Here is a 17540-nt window from a genome sequence, read left to right on the forward strand (position 1 = left end):
ACCCACAGCCCACCCGCCGGTGTCGCCTCGGGCGACTCGCGCAGCGAGCCGGCGGCACGGAGCGTGTCGGCCTGCGCCGCCACCCATTCGAGATGGGCCTGTAGCAGCTCTCGGCGCAGCTCACCGGCATCGGGCTTGTCGTGAAACCGCACGGCGAACAGCGTCCAGTCTTCGTGGGCGTTGCTCGTCAGCGCGGCGAAGTCATGTTCAGCCATGGATCGCCGCAGCGACGATGTTGCCGATGGAGATGCACATCGCGCCGACGACGATGGCCAGCGCGAGGTTCTTGCGCTCGACCAGTTCCTCCCACAGCTTGTAGGGCGTGATGAGGTCGACGATGACGAAGGCGACCCAGAAGATGACGACGCCGATGACGGCGTACATCGTCGAGCCGAGGATGACTTCGGGTTTGAGCCAGTCAAGGGTCATGGGGTTCTCCTGAGGTATCGGTTCACTTGTGGCCACCGCCACCGCTGCTGTAGCCGCCGTAGCTGCCACCGGAACTGCCGCCGTAGTAGCCACCGCCACTGCGCGCGCTGGTGCGGCATTGCTGATATTCGTTGCTGGTAGCGCCGAAGCTGTCCTTGTAGCGCTGGCAGCTGTCGCTGGAGCAGGCGCGCAGCAGGGCGAACAGCAGCACGATCAGCACAAGGCCGATGACGATGTTGCGCAGCAGCGTACCGCCGCTCTTGAAGGCCGAAGCGTCGCGCGCGAACTGGGCGGCTGGGGCCGACAGGCCGAAGGCCTTCTGAACTGTGTCGGCGGGCAGCGTCTGGCCGGCGCTCCAGGTGACTTCCGGGCCCTGCTGCTCGCGGCTCAGCAGGTACTGGCCGTCCTTGCTGGCGTAGTCGGTGACCTTGACGCGGTCGTCCAGGCGCACGGGCCAGTAGAACTCGCCCAGCACATGGGTGGTTTTGGCCTGGTAGGTCCAGCGTTCGTCGTAGGCGCGGCTCTGCCATTGGGCGCCGCCGCGTTGGGCGGTGGGCGCGCCGGTGAGCGTGCGCACCAGGCTCCAGCCTTCGCGCGTGTCGACGAGGAAGGCGAAGCCGGCCAGGCGGTTGTAGAGCAGGTACTCGTGCCAGAAGCTTTGTTCGTCCTCGGCGTCATCGGGCAGGTCACAGCGCTCCTGGTAGCCGACGACGGTCCAGCCTTGCGGCTTCTCGCCGGCCAGTGCCAGCGTGCCGGTGCGGCCCAGCGGGATCAGCGGGGGCAGGCTTGGCGACTGAGGCGTGAAGCCCAACGCCTTGGCGTCACCTTCAGGCAAGTCGACGACGGCCTGGCATTGGCCGCAGGCCATGCTCTTGGTCTGCGCAAGCTTCGGAAGCAGCGGCGCGCCGCAGCTGGGACAGGCGATGCTGCGGCCGGCGAAACGGCTTTCAGCGACGGACTCGCCTTCGGCCGTCGTGCGCAGGCCTTGCAGGGCCAGGTCGGCCAGCTGCACGCCGCGGCCGACGGACCAGACCGGCGGGCCGTCCTCGCGGAATTCCAGCGTGCCGACCTCGTCCTGTGCGTTGCGCAGCTCGACGATGCGGCCGGTGCGCGGCACGCGCGGCAGCTCGCCCTCGGCGGCGCGCACGGCGGCCTGCACGACGGCGGCGACCTGCCAGCGCTGGCCGGCCAGCGTCAGCGGCGCACCGACCTGAGGATCTGTGGGCGGCGACTCCGTGAGCGGCGCTTCCAGGCTGAGGACGAACTGGCCGTTGTCCTCGCTGAGCCAAGCCACGCGGGGGGTGTCACCGCTGGCGTCGAACAGCAGATGCCATTCGTTCCAGTTGCCCAGCTCAGAGCCACGCTGCACGCGGCCGACGGCGGTGAAGCCGCTGCCCATCCAACTGCCGCTGGCACCGAGCTGCAGCGGCGAATAGTCTTCAAAGATCTCGGCGCTCTTGCCGATCTGGCTCAGCGTCTCGCCATCGCGCAGCAGCGTGCTGCGGCAGAAGCCGCAGACGGCGCTGGCGGAGGCCGCGCTCGCGAACTCGACCGGCGCGCCGCAGTTCGGGCAGGCCGCGCGCCAGCGGCGCTGGGCCGCCTGCTCAGCCAAGCTTCTTCAGGAGGTCCGCTTTTTTGGCGGCGAATTCCTCGTCGGTCAGGATGCCCTTGGCCTTGAGGTCGCCGAGCTTTTCCAGCAGCGAGACGATGTCCTCGGGCTTGCTGGCGGCCGGGGCGGGTGCTGCGGCGCCGACGCCCGCCAGGCCCTGGCCCAGCGTCTGCGCCAGCGTCTGGCCCAACGCCACGCCGGCGCCCAGGCCGATGGCCTCGCCGGCAATGCCGCTGCCGCCGGAGCCACCTTTGGCCAGCTCAGGCAGCGCCTGGGCGGTCTGGTACTGGATGAACTGGCCCATGTTCTGGCCAATGATGCCCATGCCGATGCGCTGGTCGAGGATCTTCTGCAGCTCCTCGGGCAGGGAGACGTTCTGCATCGTCACCGACAGCAGCTCCAGGCCGATGGCATCGAAGGACGGCGAGGTGGCGTTCTTGAGCGCGGCGGCGAACTCGATCTGGTTGGCCGCCAGGTCCAGGAAGGCCGTGCCGCTGCTGGCGACGGCATCGCTGATGTGCTGCAGCATCAGGCCGCGCAGCTGCCCGTCGAGCTCGGCCGTCGTGTAGCGCTCGCGCGTGCCGGAGATCTGGCTGTGGAAGACCTTGGCGTCCTTGACGCGATAGGCGTAGTTGCCGAAGGCGCGCAGGCGCACGGCGCCGAAGTCCTTGTCGCGGATGGTGACCGGCTGGCTGGTGCCCCAGCGCTGGTCGATCTGCTGGCGGGTGCTGAAAAAGTAGACATCGCTCTTGAAGGGCGACTCGAAGAGCTTGTCCCAGTTCTTGAGATAGGTCAGCACGGGCAGCGTCTGTGTCGTCAGGCGGTGCGTGCCGGGGCCGAAGACATCGGCGACCTGGCCCTCGTTGACGAAGACGGCGACCTGGGATTCGCGCACGACGAGCTGGCCGCCGTTCTGGATTTCCATGCCGGACATCGGGAAGCGCCAGGCCAGTGTGCCGTCGCTGTCCTCGGTCCACTGGATGACGTCTATGAACTGTTTCTTGATGAAATCCATCAGGGCCATGTCGGTTCCCGCATGCGGTGAAGAGAAATTTGGAGGCGAGTATCGGCCGGAGGTAGAGGCCCTCGTGACCCAAACAGGTGAATCTCACCCAGTCGGCGACGAGAATCTACGCCATGCCCCGAGTTTGCATCCAGACCGACGACTTCGACCTTAGCGCCGAAACGGCCGCCCTGCGCCTTGAGGATGGCGGCGTCGGCGCCGTGGTCACCTTCGTCGGCACCGTGCGTGAGCACAGCAGCGGCCAGGCGGTCAGCGCCATGGAGCTGGAGCACTACCCCGGCATGACCGAGGCGGCCATCGAAGGCATGGTGGACGAGGCCTTGGCCCGCTTCGATATCCGTGCCGCCAAGGTCATCCACCGTGTCGGCATGCTTCAGGCACGCGACCAGATCGTGCTGGTGCTGGTCACCAGCGCCCACCGAGGGCAGGCCTTCCAGGCTTGCGAATTCCTGATGGATTACCTGAAGACCCAGGCGCCGTTCTGGAAGAAGGAGCACACGCCGGACGGCGCGCACTGGGTGGACGCCCGGGTGGCGGACGACCAGGCGCTGGCGCGCTGGGGCATTGCCGGAGGGAATGCGGTTTGAATGCCTTGGCGGTTTCACTCGGCGCGGCTTTGGGCGCGCTGGCGCGCTGGCAGGCGGGGGTGCTGTTCAACACGCGCTGGGTCGGCTTCCCGCTCGGCACGCTGCTGGTCAATCTTGTTGGCGGCTTTCTGATCGGCATGGCGCTGGAGTGGTTTGGCCGGCAGCCGAATGATTTGCTGAAACTTTTTCTGGTCACCGGCTTCCTGGGCGGGCTGACAACCTTCTCGGCGTTCTCGGGCGAGTCGCTGGCGCTGCTGAAGCACGGCGAGCTGGGCATGGCGCTTGCGCACACGCTCGCCCACGTCGTGGGATCGCTGTTTGCCGCCTGGGTGGGCATGAAGCTTGTGCAGGCCTTGATTTAGCGCAACTTGAAAAGCGCCGATGGGCGCCCACTTGGCTTCGCAACCGGAGGATTGACTCACCATGCGTGCCGACAAGTTCACCACCCGCTTCCAGGAGGCGCTCAGCGACGCCCAGAGCCTGGCCCTGTCTCGCGACAACCCCTACATCGAGCCCAGCCATGTCCTGGCCGCCATGCTGGCCCAGGACGACGGCCCGCGCGCCTTGCTGCAGCGCGGCGGCGTCAACGTCCAGGGGCTGAAGACGGCGCTGGAGGGCCTGATGGCCGGCCTGCCGCAGGTCAGCGGCTCGGGCCAGACGGTGCAGGCCGGGCGCGACCTCGTCAGCCTGCTGCAGGCGGCCGAGAAGGAGGCCGGCAAGCGCGGCGACCAGTTCATCGCCAGCGAGATGTTCCTGCTGGCGCTGGCCGACGCCAAGACCGACCTGGCCGGCGTCGTGCGCGGCCACGGCCTGACGCGCAAGGCGCTGGACACCGCCATCGAGGCCGTGCGCGGCGGGCAGAACGTCGATTCGGCCGAGGCCGAGGGCCAGCGCGAGGCGCTGAAGAAGTACACGCTGGACCTGACCGAGCGCGCCCGCCTGGGCAAGCTGGACCCGGTCATCGGCCGCGACGAGGAGATCCGCCGAACCATCCAGGTGCTGCAGCGCCGCAGCAAGAACAACCCGGTGCTGATCGGCGAGCCGGGCGTGGGCAAGACGGCCATCGTCGAGGGCCTGGCCCAGCGCATCATCAACGGCGAGGTGCCGGAGAGCCTCAAGGGCAAGCGCGTGCTGGTGCTGGACATGGCCCTGCTGCTGGCCGGCGCCAAGTACCGCGGCGACTTCGAGGAGAGGCTCAAGGGCGTGCTGAAGGAGGTGAGCCAGGACGCCGGCCAGACCATCCTCTTCATCGACGAGATCCACACCATGGTGGGCGCCGGCAAGTCCGAGGGCTCCATCGATGCCGGCAACATGCTCAAGCCGGCGCTGGCGCGCGGCGAGCTGCACTGCATCGGCGCGACGACGCTCAACGAGTACCGCAAGTACGTCGAGAAGGATGCGGCACTGGAGCGGCGTTTCCAGAAGGTGCTGGTCGACGAGCCCAGCGTGGAGGCGACCATCGCCATCCTGCGTGGCCTGCAGGAGAAGTACGAGGTGCACCATGGCGTGGAGATCACCGACCCGGCCATCATTGCCGCGGCCGAGCTGAGCCACCGCTACATCACCGACCGCTTCCTGCCCGACAAGGCCATCGACCTCATCGACGAGGCGGCGGCCAAGATCAAGATCGAGATCGACTCCAAGCCCGAGGCCATGGACCGGCTGGACCGCCGCATGATCCAGCTCAAGATCGAGCGCGAGGCGGTGCGCAAGGAGAAGGACGAGGGCTCGGTGAAGCGCTTCGGCCTCATCGAGGACGAGCTGCTCAAGCTGCAGCGCGAGTACGAGGATCTGGAAGAGATCTGGACGGCCGAGAAGGCTCAGGCTCAGGGCTCGGCCCATGTCAAGGAAGAGATCGACCGCATCAAGCAGCAGATCGAGGAACTCAAGCGCAAGGGCGACTTCAACAAGCTGGCCGAGCTGCAATACGACCGTCTGCCCAAGCTGGAAAAGCAGCTGAACGAGGCGCAGGACAAGGAAGCCGGCGCCAAGGGCAAGGGCGCCACCCGGCCGCGCCTGCTGCGCACGCTGGTGGGTGCGGAGGAGATCGCCGAGGTCGTGGCGCGCTCCACCGGCATCCCGGTCGCCAAGCTGATGCAGGGCGAGCGCGAGAAGCTGCTGCAGATGGAAGGCAAGTTGCACGAGCGCGTGGTGGGCCAGGCCGAAGCCATCCAGGCCGTGTCCGACGCCATCCGCCGCTCGCGCGCCGGGTTGTCAGACCCGAATCGGCCGCTGGGCAGCTTCCTCTTCCTGGGCCCCACGGGCGTGGGAAAGACCGAGCTGTGCAAGGCGCTGGCCGGCTTCCTGTTCGACAGCGACGACCACATGGTGCGCATCGACATGAGCGAGTTCATGGAGAAGCATTCGGTGAGCCGCCTGATCGGCGCGCCGCCCGGCTATGTGGGCTACGAGGAAGGCGGCACGCTGACCGAAGCGGTGCGCCGCAAGCCCTACTCGGTGCTGCTGCTCGACGAGGTCGAGAAGGCCCACCCGGACGTGTTCAACGTGCTGCTGCAGGTGCTGGACGACGGCCGCCTGACCGACGGCCAGGGCCGCACGGTGGACTTCAAGAACACCGTCATCGTCATGACGTCCAACCTCGGGTCGCAGCACATCATGGCGCTGTCGGGAGAGAGCGACGAGGTCATCCGCGAGGCCGTGTGGGGCGAGGTCAAGGCCCACTTCCGGCCCGAGTTCCTGAACCGCATCGACGAGACCGTCATCTTCCACGCGCTGGGCGCCGACCACATCAAGTCCATCGCCCGCATCCAGCTGCGCCTGCTCGAAAGGCGGCTGGAGAAGCTGGAGATGAAGCTGGACATCAGCGAGGCGGCGCTGGACGAACTGGCCAAGGTCGGCTTCGACCCGGTGTTCGGCGCCCGGCCGCTGAAGCGTGCCATCCAGCAGCGGGTGGAGAACCCGCTGTCACGGCTCATCCTGGAGGGCAAGTTCGGGCCCAAGGACGTGATCCCGGTGGACGTGGACGGCGGTGAGTTCAGCTTCGCGCGGGTTGTGCACTAAACCGTGGTTGGCGCGTCGCTCTGTAGAGCCTTGTCGATCTCGACGCGGTTGCGACCGGCTTCCTTGGCGCGGTAGAGGGCCTCGTCGGCGCGTTTGAGTGCGCCGGCCGCCGGAGCGCCCGGTGGCGCCAGGGCCACGCCGAAGCTGGCGGTGACCGTGATGCGGCCAGCGCCGGCGCTGATTTCGGATTGCTCGACACGTTCGCGCAACTTCTCGGCCAGGCGGGCGGCGTCACGCACGCGCGTGCCCTGGCAGGCGATGAGGAACTCCTCGCCGCCCCAGCGGCCGAAGACGTCGCTGGCGCGCAGGTTGGCCGCGACGACGGCGGCCACGCGCTTCAGCACTTCGTCGCCGCAGTCGTGGCCGTGGCGGTCGTTGACCCGTTTGAAGTGGTCGATGTCGAACATCACCAGCGTCATGCCCTGTGCGGCCTCTTCGTAGTCGTCCAGCGACTGCTCCAGGCCGCGGCGGTTCAGCACGCCGGTGAGGTCGTCGATGGTGGCCAGGCGTCGCAGCTTCTCCTGCTCGATGCGCAGCAGCCGGGTACGCGCCGTCAGCGCGTCGATCTCGCGTTGCTGTTGGCTGTAGCCCTGGCGCAGCCGCGTCCAGCCGCGCAGGGCCAGCAGGCTGGCGGCCAGCAGCCAGCTGACCACGATGCCCAGGTAGACCTGATCCCGGCTGACCCATTGGCCCTTCAGCACCAGGCGGCGCACCTGCAGCTCGTGGGTCTGGCCCGGCTTGACCATCGGCACGTCAAGCGACACGCCCACCGCGTTCTCCAACCCGGGGCGGTTGTATTCGCGGGCCAGGTCGAACTGGAGAATCCACCACTCGGGCACGGTCAACTCGTTGAGATCCACGCGTGCGGGCTTGCCGATGTCGCGCAGCCTCAGGTTGACCGAATGAAAGCGTGCGGTGTTGAGGTCCTCCACCTTGGAGAAGCGTGAGTCGAAGTTGCGGATGGCCAGGCGCACGAAGGGCGACGGGCCTTGGTAGGCGACGTCGATCTCGACGGTGTCGAAGAGGCTGAGATCTCGACCGCTTTTGGGATCTTCGCCGCTGAGCACGTAGGTGAGGCCGCAACCCATGTAGCTCTTGGGCTCGGCGTACTGGCAGCGCAGGTGACGTTGCTTGTCGGCGTCCAGCCATCGCACCGAGGATTCGTCCTGGGTGCCATCCGCGTTGATCAGGTAGGGGCCGCCAGCGACGCCCGGCACCATCAGGTCAAGCGTGCGCGCGGGCAGCAGTTCGATGCCGGCCAGGACCGCCAGCGTCAGCGCGACACCAGCCGTCAGGAGTTTGGGGTTGCTGAGGTCGTATTGCATTCAGCCCGGCTTCAGACGGTGGTCGGTGCGTCGCTCTGCAGCGCCTGGTCGACCTCGACGCGGTTGCGGCCGGCAGCCTTGGCGCGGTAGAGGGCTTCGTCGGCGCGCTTGAGGGCGCCTGCCGCCGGTGCGCCTGGCGGCGCGAGCGCCACGCCGAAGCTCGACGTCACGGCGATGCGGCCACCCGAGCTGTTGATCTCGCTCTGCGCCACACGCTCGCGCAGCTTCTCGGCCAGGCGGGCGGCGTCGCGCACGCGGGTGCCCTGGCAGGCGATCAGGAACTCCTCGCCGCCCCAGCGGCCGAAGACGTCGCTGGCGCGCAAGTTGGCGGCGACGACGGCGGCCACGCGCTTGAGCACCTCGTCGCCGCAGTCATGGCCGAGTCGGTCGTTGACGCGCTTGAAGTGGTCAATGTCCAGCATGACCAGCGTCATGCCCTGGGAGGCCTCCTCGAAGTCGTCCAGCGACTGCTCCAGGCCGCGGCGGTTGAGCACGCCGGTGAGCTCGTCGATGGTGGCCAGGCGGCGCAGCTTCTCCTGCTCGATGCGCAGCTGGCGTGTGCGCACGGTCAGCGCGTCGATCTCGCGCTGTTGTAGGCGGTGGCTCTGGCGCAACTGCGTCCAGCCGCGCAGCACCATCAGGCTGGCGCCCAGCAGCCAGGCGCAGACGATGCCGAAGTAGACACGGTCGCGGCTGACCCACTCGCCTTTGAACGTCAGGCGGCGCAGCTGCATCTCATGCTCCTGGCCGGCCAGGTCGCCGGGCAGGTCGATGGCCAGGGCGATGGCGTTCTCCAGACCGGGGCGGTTGTATTCGCGGGCCAGGTCGAACTGGTGGATCCACCATTCCGGCACCGTCAGCTCGCTCAGCTCGATGTGCACGGGCTTGGCGATGTCGCGCGGCCGCAGATTGACGTTGTGCATGCGCGCGCTGTTGCCGTCGTCCAGCTTGGAGAAGCGTGGGTCAAAGTTGCGGATGGCCACGCGCACGAAGGGCGCCGGGCCCTTGTAGGCCAGGTCCATCTCCACGGTGTCGAAACGGCTGAGGTCCCGGCCGCGCGCGGGGTCGTCCCCGGCGAGGCTGAAGGTCAGGCCGCAGGGCTGGTATTTTTCGAAGGCGGTGTAGTGGCAGCGCCAGCGCAGGTGCTCGGCGTCCAGCCATTGCACGGGCGGCTCGCCTTGTGTCTCACCGGGCGTCATCAGGTAGAGGTTGTTGACCGCGCCGGGCGCGGTCAGCTCCAGCGTGCGCGCGGGCAGCAGCTCCAGGCCGACGAGCGCGGCCAGTGTCAGGACGATGCCGCTCACTAGGAGATTGGGTTTGCTCAGGTCGTATCGCACGCAGGTCGGGTCACCGGTCGCAGAGCGGTCACTGTAGGGCCTGAAGGCCCTGGCGTCAGCTCCTCGCTGCCCCGGCCTGTGGCATAGGTCACCACAGTGAGCGATGGTCCTCGGTCACGCCGGTCAGGGCGGTGACGGCCCTGCCTTTGGCGGTGCCGTCGAAGCGGCCGATGGGCTGCACGTAGCGGCTGGCGGCAAAGCCGAGGTGCTTGTCCGCCTCGCGGGCGCCCTCGGGCGTGAAGACAAGGTCCAGCAGGCCGTCGTCGGTGCGTATGCGCCAGGGCGACAGTGGCCGCGCAGCGTCTAAGTCGAACTGCGCGGCACCCAGTGCCGTGGGCTGGCCGTCCAGCCACAGCACGTTCTCCTGGCCGCCGAAATAGCCCTGCTGCAGGTTGAAGCCGATGTCGGGCCGGTGCGCGCTGGCCCAGCGCCAGGCGGTGTCGCGGGCGAGCAGACCGTTGGAGGCGTCGACGGCGGCCCAGGCCGTGTCCAGCTCGAAACGCCGGCCACCCGCCTCGGCCCAGCCGCGCACGGGCAGGGCGGTGGTCTTCTGCGTCGCGTGGGCCAGGCCACCGTCGACGGGGCCGATGGCCAGCAGCGGCGGGGCCATGTCGGCCAGGTCCAGTTCGGCCTCAATGTGCAGGGAGCGGGTGGTGACATCCAGGCGCAGGCGGTCGCCGGCTTCATGGCGCAGCGACAGCCTCGCGCCCGGGCCGCGAAACCAGGCGCTGGCGCCAGCCAGCGGCGAGTCGCCCACGCTGGCCTGCAAGCCCGGCAGCCCGTCCTGGCTCCAGTCGGCCAGCAGCGTGCGGCTCTGCCGGTCAAAGAGATAGGCGAAGGCGCTGCTCGCCCAGCCGAGGTCGACGATGGCGACGCCGATGAAGACGGCCTCGTCGCCCAGGCCGACGTAGTGCCAGCGCTTGTGATGCAGGCGCCGCCACAGCCAGCCCGGGCTTGGGTTCAGTGCCGCCCAGTCGAGGCGCGCGATGCGCCCGGCGTAGCGGCCGTGGGCGGGCTGGCCGGCGAGCACGACGGCAGCAGGAGCGGTTTTCAGGGCGATGACCATGCGGGTTTTGCCGTCGGCAGGCGGCGCTGGTTTGGCGGCAATATCTCACCATGGACTGGTTGCCTGCCCCTTTGCTTGACTTGTACCAACGCCACTTCGACTGGCGCGACCTGACCCTCGTGCTGTTGTCGCCGGTCTTCGGCGTCTTCATCGCGATGGAGGCCTGGCGCTTTCGCAAGACCGGCGTGTTCGACTTCCGCGACACCTTCGACAGCATGAACAGCGGCGGCAGCTATCTGGTGGCCGATCTCTTCCTGCTCGCCGTGTTGGTGCTGCCGGCCATGGGCTGGGTCTACGACCATCGCCTCTTCACCATCGACGTGACCGTCTGGCGTTTCGTCGGCCTCTTCCTGCTCGTCGAGTTCCTGTATTACTGGTTTCACCGCGGCAGCCACCGCATCCGCTGGTTCTGGTGCGCCCACGTCGTGCACCATGGCTCGGAGAAGATGAACTTCGGCACCGCATTGCGGCAGAGCTGGTTCTACCCTATCGCCGGCAACTGGTTGTTCTACCTGCCGGCCGTGTGGCTGGGCTTCGAGCCGCGCTGGGTGCTGTTCGCGCTGTCGCTGAACCTCGGCTACCAGTTCTTCGTGCACACGTCGTGGGTGGGCAGGATGCCGGCCTGGTTCGAGTACATCTTCAACACGCCTTCGCACCACCGCGCCCACCACGGCCGCAACCCGCAGTACATCGACAAGAACTTCGGCGGCACGCTGATCGTCTTCGACCGCCTGTTCGGCAGCTTCGTGCCCGAGGAGGCGCCGGTGGACTACGGCCTGGAGCACCCGTTCCCGACGCACAACCTGTTCTGGCTGAACGCCCACGAGTGGCGGGCGATGTTCCATGACATGGCCCGGGAGAAAACCTGGGGCATGCGCCTGGCCCACCTATGGAAGCCGCCCGAGTGGCGGCGGCATTACAACGGCTTCAAGGACTGACGGCAGCCGCTGTCACTGCTTGAGGTGCTTGGCCAGGAAGGCTTCCATGCGCCCGGCGAAGTCCACGCGGTTCTTCACGACGGCGAAGCCGTGACCCTCGCCGGGGTAGGTCACCCACTCGGGCTCGTTGCCGGCGGCGCGCATCGCCTTGCGCAGCCGCTCGCCGTGGGCCAGCGGCACGCGCCGGTCCTCCTCGCCGAAGGCCAGCAGCAGCGGCGCCTTGATGCGCGCGGCCTGCTGCACCGGTGAGTTGGCGGCGATCATGTCGGCGTCGGCCTTGCCGTCGGCCACCAGTTCGGCCATGCGGTACTTGCGCATGATCTCGCTGATGTCGTCATCGACCCAGATCGAGCCGTTGACCAGCAGCTCCAGGTCGGTCACGGCCACCCAGGCCACGCCGCAGCGGTAGAGGCCGGGGTCCTTGATCAGGCCCATCAGCGTGCTGTAGCCGCCATAGCTGCCGCCGGCGATGCAGGCCTTGTCGCTGGCGATGCCTTCCTTCTGCGCCCAGCGCAGCGCATCGGCCACGTCGTCCTGCATGGCCTGGCCCCATTGCCGAAAGCCCGCCTTCAGGTGGGCTTCGCCATAGCCGGTGCTGCCGCGGAACTCCGGCTTGATGACCACATAGCCGCGAGACGCCAGGAACTGTGAATTGGCGTCCCACTGCCATTGAGCGCCGCGCGACCAGGGGCCGCCGTGCACCAGCACGACGGCGGGCAGCGGGCCCTTGGCGGCCGGGTTCTTCGTGACCCACACGGGCAGGTCGCGGCCATCGCGGGCGCTGATGCGGTGCAGGGCCATCGTCGCCATGTCATCGGCCTTGACCTCCACCTTGACGCGCCCGACCTGCTGCCAGGCCTTGCCGTCGCTGGCGGCGCCGCGGTGCAGCCACCATTCGCCCGGCTCGCGGTCGCTGTAGGAGCGCACCAGCAGCACCATGTCGGGCTTGCCGCAGTGGCGGCAGCTGATGCGGTTGACGCGGCCCGGCAATGCGCCGTCCACGTCGGCCTGGATGGCCGTCATGCCGTCGGTCAGCCAGGCGGTGGATTCGACGTCGGTCAGCACGCGCACGCCGCGCAGCTTGCCGTCGTTCTCCACCCGCAGCGCGCCGCTGAAGTCGAAGCCGGGCGTGACGACCAGCGCCTGCTCGTCGGGCGCGCGGCGGGCGAAGTCGTAACGTGCGAGCACCGCGTAGCCCTGCGCGCCGCGGGGTTGCGTGATGTACAGGTTGCCGTCGCTGTCCACCGTGTGCGGGCGGAACGGCGCGTGGCCCAGCGCGCTGTCGTACAGCGGCTGCCAGTCTTCGCTGCCCGGCGCGCGCCAGAAGGCGGCTTCGCGGTCCTCGCGCAGCGTGAGCGCCACGCGGGCCTCGCCGTGCGGGTCGGTCAGCAGGTGCACCGTGTCGGTGGGCAGCTTGAAGTCGGTGCCGCGGGTGCGGCCGGTCAGCGTGTCCAGCCACAGCGGCGTCAACGTGCGACGCTCGTTGATGGTGAAGCGCCCGACCAGTACCTCGTCGCTGGTCGAGCCTTCGCGCCGCAGTGGCGTGCTGAGCAGCACATGGTTCCACTCCAGCAGCCCGCCCGAGGCGGGGTCCCTGACCGTCCTTGTGCCGAGGCGGCGCACGAGCTGGATGCGCTTGCTGCCGTCCGCATTGACGGCGAACAGCCCCTTGGCGCCACGGCCGCGGCCGCTGCCTTCGGCGAAGTCCAGCGCGCTGAACACCAGGCGGTCGTCGTTGACCCACTGCACATTGGTGACGTCACCGTCCGCGAACTGCACGATGCGGCGCGGCTGGCCGCCGTTCTTCACGTCGAAGATCACCAGGCCCGCGCGCTCCGCACCCATCGCGCCGGTGATGGCCAGCCAGCGGCCGGACGGCGACAGGTGGGCTTCCGCGAGATCGGTATCGCGGTAGAACACTTCGGGCGGCAGCGGCGCTGCCGGCGCCGCGTGCGCGCCCAGGCCGGTGACGAAGGCGGCCGTGCAGGCCAGCAGGCGGAAGACGTCCAGAGCGCGGTGCAATGGTTTCAACGGAGCCTCTCCAGTTTTTTGAAGCCGCGCAGCATAGGGCCGCAACGCTGCCGCAAGATGTCTGGCTCAGGGGTTGGCCGGGCCGAGGTGCTTGGCCAGGAAGGCCTCGACCCGGTGGGCCAAGTCCAACCGGTTCTCGAGCACGCCATGGTCTTCGTCGTAGCTCAGCCATTGCGGCGGGTGGCCGGCGGCTGTCAGCGCATCGCGCATGCGCTCGCCTTCCTTGCCATAGGCCAGCAGCACAGGTGCCTTGATGCGCGCAGCCAGGTTGATGGGTGAGTTGGCGGCGAGCATGGCAGTGTCACGCCTGGCGTCGCCAACCATCTCGGGAAAGGTGAGCCGCCGGGCCAGGTTGAGGCCGTCCGGCCAAAACAAGGCGCCTCCCGCCACTCGTTCCAGGTCAGCCACGGCCTCCCTGGCAACGCCGCAGCGGTAGACCTCAGGGTCCTTGGCCAGCCCCATGAGCGCGCTATAGCCGCCGTAGTCATCGACGCCCATGATGCAGGCCTTGTCGCTGGCCAGGCCCTGCTTCTGCGCCCAGCGCAGAGCGTCGGTCACGTCGTTCTGCATGGACTGGCCCCACTGCTTGAAGCCGGCGCGGAAATGGTCATCCCCGTACCCCGTGCTGCCGCGGAACTCCGGCTCGATGACGACGTAGCCCCGCGAGGCCAGGAACTGGGGCCACGCGTTCCACTGCCAGTGGACGCCGCGCATCCAGGGGCCGCCGTGCACCAGCACGACAGCAGGCAGCGGTCCCTGTGTGTTGTCAGGCCGCGAGACCCAGACGGGCAGCGCTCGGCCGTCACGGGCGGTGATGGTCTGCAGATCCAGCCCAGCCATCCGCTCGGGGTCGACGGTTTCGTCGACGCGGCCGACGGCCCGCCACTTCGACTCGCCCGCCGGCGGCTGCGCCTGATAGAGCCAGTACTTGCCGGGGTCGTGGTCGTTGTGGGAGTGCACGAGAGCCACCATGTCAGGCTTGCCACATTGGCGACAGCTGATGTGGTTGAGATGCCCGGCGATCAGTTGGTCGACCTGGGCCTGGAACTTCTTCATGCGCTCGTCCAGCCAGACGGTGACCTCGCTGTCGGCCGTGGCGCGCACGCCGAGCACGGCGCCGGCCTCCTGGATGAAATTGCCGTTGAAGTCGAAGCCTGGCGTGCGCACTAGGGGAGGCTCCGCCGGGGCCTTGGTGGCGGTGTCGTAGCGGGCCAGCACACGCAGTTGGCTACCCTTGGGCACGTGGCTCACGTAGAGCGTGCCTTTGTCGTCAACGCTTTCGAGCCGGAAGGGTTGGTCGATCACCGACGTGTCGAAAAGCTGCTGCCACTCGGATTGGCCTGGCGGCAGCCAGTAGGCCTGCACGCGGTCGCGGCCAAGCGTCAGCGTGGCGCGCGCGACGCCTTGTGCGTCGGTCAGCCACTGCACGTTGTGGGTTGGAGCCAATGATGAAAAATCTCGCCGCTGGCCTGTGCGCGTGTTGACCCACTGCGGAACCTCCACCCACAGGTCGTGGGCCAGGGTGCTTTGGTCGTAGCTGAGCAGCACCTCTTCATTGGCCTGGCCCGCGCGCGGCTCCGGCACTCTCAACAAACGGCGGCCGCCACCCGAGACAATGCGCAGCTTGTTGCCGTCCGCGTTGACGGCGTACATCGGCGACGCACCCAGGCGTCCCTCGGTCGTGTCCGCCATGCCGACCAGCAGTTGCTCCTCGCTGATCCAGCGGGCCCAGGCCACGTCGAGCTTGGCCGACTGCATCACCCGCATCAGTTTGCCGTCCGCCAGGTTCATGACGACGAGGCCGACGCGGCTGGCGCCCTTGGCGGACGTGAAGGCCAATTGCTTCCCGGACGGCGACAGCAGCGCCTGGGCGATGTCGGGGTCCCTGAAGAACACCTCGGCGGGCGGCGGTGCGGCCTGAACGAACTGGACGCCCAGGCAGGCGAGCGCGAGCGCGGCGGCGCGAAGACATGAGGCCATCGGATCCCCCTGATTGCGGTTGTTCTTTTCGGCGCAAAGGATATTGGCTAGCCTCTTGGCAGGTGCCTGGGAGATGCCCTGCAGACTCGTGAGCCGCCAACCGCTGTTCAGGGTGGCGCTGGCTTCAGATGCTTGGCCAGGAAGGCCTCCATGCGCTCCGCGAAATCGATGCGGTTCTTGAGGATGCTGAAACCGTGGCCTTCGCCGGGGTAGCTGATCCACACCGGCTCGTTGCCCGCCTCCTTCAGCGCGTCACGCATGCGCTTGCCGTGGGCCAGCGGCACGCGCAGGTCGTCCTCGCCGAAGGCCAGCAGCACCGGCGCCTTGATGCGGGCGGCCTGCTTGACGGGCGAGTTGGCGGCGATCAGGGCGGCGTCCTTCACCGCGTCGCCCACCATGTCGGGCAGGCGGTATTGGCGGCCGGCGTCGGGGATGTCGTCGCGCACCCACCAGGAGCCGCTGACGTAGAGGTCCAGGTCGGTCACGGCCACCCAGGCGACGCCGCAGCGGTAGAGGTCGGGGTCCTTGATGAGGCCCATCAGCGTGCTGTAGCCGCCATAGCTGCCGCCGACGATGCAGGCCTTGTCGCTGGCCAGCCCCGTGGCCTGCGCCCATTTCAGCGCGTCGGCCACGTCGTCCTGCATGGCCAGCCCCCATTGCTTGAAGCCGGCCTTGTAGTGCGCGTGGCCGTAGCCGGTGCTGCCGCGGAACTCGGGCTCGATGACGACATAGCCGCGCGACGCCAGGAACTGGGCACGCGCGTTCCAGCCCCAGACATTGCCGCGCACCCACGGGCCGCCATGCACCATGACGACGGCCGGCAGCGGCCCTTTGGCGTCGGCGCTGCGGGTGACCCACACCGGCAGGTCGCGGCCGTCGCGGGCGGTGATGCGGTGGAAGTCCATCTGCGCCATCTCGGCGGGCTTGACGTCGTTGCGCACGCGGCCGACCGGGCGCCAGTTCTTTTCGCCCTCGGGGGGCTGGGCCTGGTAGACCCAGACCTGGCCGGGGTCGCGGTCGCTGAAGGAGCGCACCAGGGCCGCCATGTCCGCCTCGCCGCAGCGCCGGCAGCTGATGCTGTTGATGCGGCCGGGCAGGCGGGCGTCGGCCTGCTCCTGCAAGGCCTTCAGCGCGGGATGGAACCAGACCGTGGTCTCGCCGTCGGTGACCAGGCGCACGCCCAGGGCCGGGCCACCGCCTTCGTTGAGCAACTGGCCCCGGAAGTCGAAGCCCGGCGCGGTCACGAGAGGCTTGGTGTCGGGTGCACCGCGCTCGAAGTCGTAACGGCTCAGCACGACCTGCTGGTCCCGGCCCGGCGTGCGCAGCACGTAGAGCTGGCCGGCATCGTCGACCGAATGGGGCGTGAACGGCGCCTTGAGCAAGCCGGCCTCGAACAGCTGTCGCCAGTCCTGCTGGCCCGGCCCTCGCCAGTAGGCGCCCTGGCGGCCTTCGTGCTCCGTCATGGCGACGCGCAGCTCGCCGCGGCTGTCGGTCAGCCAGCCGACGGTATGGGGCGGCGCCTTGGTTTCCACGGCGCGGGTGCGGCCGTTGCGGGTGTTCAGCCACAGCGGCGTCTGGATGCGCTGCTCGTCCGGCGTGATCTCGGCCACCAGCACCTCGTCGCCGACCTCGTCGCCGCGCGGCGTGGGCACGCGCAGCAGCTGGTGGTTCCAGTCCAGCAGGCGGTCGTTGCGGTTGCTGCCATCGCTGACGATGGGCCGGCCCTGGCGGCGCACGAGCTGGCGCATCTGGCCGCCGTCCGGGTTGACGGCGAACAGGCCGGCCAGGCCATTGGGCCGGCCGCTGCCGTCGGACAGATCGACGACGCCGAAGACCAGCCGCTGGTCGTTGACCCAGCGCACGTCGGAGACATCGCCGTCGATGAACTGGGCTGTCCGCACGGCCTTGCCGGTGCCGAGGTCGACAACCGCCAGGCTAATGCGCTTGGCGCCGCGTGCCGACGTGAGGGCCAGTTGGCGGCCGGACGGCGACAGCACCGCCTCGACGATGTCGGGGTCCTTGAAGAAGACCTCGGCGGGCGGCGGCGCGGCCTGGGCGCAGGCGGCGGACAACAGAAAGCCGGCGATGACGCCGGCCCGGCGTATGACAGTCTTCACGGGCTTCCTCCACGGCTGCTTCTCTGGCAGCGGCGCGGAGCATAAGACAGCGTTTCTGCGCACAGGCGCGCAAAAG

The 17540-nt window shown here is 68.5% G+C and carries 13 protein-coding genes and 1 pseudogene; 4 read left to right on the forward strand and 10 right to left on the reverse strand.

Going from position 1 to position 17540, the window contains the following annotated elements; genetic code table 11:
• The 4 genes and pseudogenes from ACXRVZ_RS19120 to ACXRVZ_RS19135 all read right to left on the reverse strand — a co-directional run.
• Positions 1-215, reverse strand: a pseudogene (locus ACXRVZ_RS19120) (hypothetical protein); the annotation flags it as partial.
• Positions 208-429 (reverse strand): DUF350 domain-containing protein, encoded by a 222-nt coding sequence (locus ACXRVZ_RS19125; protein ID WP_457421948.1) that lies wholly within the window; start codon positions 427-429, stop codon positions 208-210. The gene ACXRVZ_RS19125 and the pseudogene ACXRVZ_RS19120, both read right to left, overlap by 8 nt.
• A 22-nt stretch (positions 430-451) precedes the next feature.
• Entirely contained in the window at positions 452-2041 is a 1590-nt protein-coding gene (locus ACXRVZ_RS19130) for a DUF4178 domain-containing protein (RefSeq protein WP_457421950.1), read from the reverse strand.
• Complete coding sequence (locus ACXRVZ_RS19135; RefSeq protein WP_457421952.1) at positions 2034-3062, reverse strand: SPFH domain-containing protein; 1029 nt, start codon at positions 3060-3062, stop codon at positions 2034-2036. The genes ACXRVZ_RS19130 and ACXRVZ_RS19135 overlap by 8 nt, the downstream gene beginning before the upstream one ends.
• Positions 3063-3175: 113 nt before the next feature.
• Here ACXRVZ_RS19135 and ACXRVZ_RS19140 point away from each other — a divergent pair, with 113 nt between their 5' ends.
• The 3 genes from ACXRVZ_RS19140 (at position 3176) to clpB (ending at position 6670) form a co-directional block, all read left to right on the forward strand.
• On the forward strand, positions 3176-3649 hold the full coding sequence (locus ACXRVZ_RS19140) for a molybdenum cofactor biosynthesis protein MoaE (protein ID WP_457421954.1): 474 nt from the start codon (positions 3176-3178) through the stop codon (positions 3647-3649).
• A 5-nt stretch (positions 3650-3654) separates the two neighbouring features.
• A complete protein-coding gene (crcB, locus tag ACXRVZ_RS19145; protein ID WP_458232697.1) occupies positions 3655-4011 on the forward strand; it encodes a fluoride efflux transporter CrcB in 357 nt (118 codons plus the stop codon).
• Between the two features lie 61 nt (positions 4012-4072).
• Complete coding sequence (gene clpB / locus ACXRVZ_RS19150) at positions 4073-6670, forward strand: ATP-dependent chaperone ClpB (protein WP_458232698.1); 2598 nt, start codon at positions 4073-4075, stop codon at positions 6668-6670.
• On the opposite strand, the gene ACXRVZ_RS19155 is transcribed toward clpB, so the two are convergent.
• The 3 genes from ACXRVZ_RS19155 to ACXRVZ_RS19165 form a co-directional block, all read right to left on the reverse strand.
• Entirely contained in the window at positions 6667-7995 is a 1329-nt protein-coding gene (locus ACXRVZ_RS19155) for a GGDEF domain-containing protein (RefSeq protein ID WP_457421960.1), read from the reverse strand. The two genes, clpB and ACXRVZ_RS19155, sit on opposite strands and share 4 nt — an antisense overlap.
• Before the next feature lie 11 nt (positions 7996-8006).
• Positions 8007-9299 (reverse strand): GGDEF domain-containing protein, encoded by a 1293-nt coding sequence (locus ACXRVZ_RS19160; RefSeq protein WP_457421963.1) that lies wholly within the window; start codon positions 9297-9299, stop codon positions 8007-8009.
• Between the two features lie 121 nt (positions 9300-9420).
• Positions 9421-10398, reverse strand: a complete 978-nt coding sequence (locus ACXRVZ_RS19165; RefSeq protein ID WP_457421965.1) for a DUF2804 domain-containing protein — start codon at positions 10396-10398, stop codon at positions 9421-9423.
• A 50-nt stretch (positions 10399-10448) separates the two neighbouring features.
• Between ACXRVZ_RS19165 and ACXRVZ_RS19170 the strand changes: the two genes are divergently transcribed.
• Positions 10449-11336, forward strand: a complete 888-nt coding sequence (locus tag ACXRVZ_RS19170; protein WP_458232699.1) for a sterol desaturase family protein — start codon at positions 10449-10451, stop codon at positions 11334-11336.
• Positions 11337-11348: 12 nt separating this feature from the next.
• Here the strand turns inward: ACXRVZ_RS19170 and ACXRVZ_RS19175 are convergent, their stop codons facing one another.
• The 3 genes from ACXRVZ_RS19175 to ACXRVZ_RS19185 all read right to left on the reverse strand — a co-directional run bounded on the left by ACXRVZ_RS19175 (position 11349) and on the right by ACXRVZ_RS19185 (position 17464).
• On the reverse strand, positions 11349-13367 hold the full coding sequence (locus ACXRVZ_RS19175; RefSeq protein WP_457421969.1) for a prolyl oligopeptidase family serine peptidase: 2019 nt from the start codon (positions 13365-13367) through the stop codon (positions 11349-11351).
• Positions 13368-13433: 66 nt separating this feature from the next.
• On the reverse strand, positions 13434-15347 hold the full coding sequence (locus ACXRVZ_RS19180) for a prolyl oligopeptidase family serine peptidase (RefSeq protein WP_458232700.1): 1914 nt from the start codon (positions 15345-15347) through the stop codon (positions 13434-13436).
• Positions 15348-15454: 107 nt separating this feature from the next.
• On the reverse strand, positions 15455-17464 hold the full coding sequence (locus tag ACXRVZ_RS19185) for a S9 family peptidase (RefSeq protein ID WP_457421974.1): 2010 nt from the start codon (positions 17462-17464) through the stop codon (positions 15455-15457).
• Between the last annotated feature and the right edge of the window lie 76 nt (positions 17465-17540).

This window comes from Roseateles sp. P5_E8 (assembly GCF_054177665.1).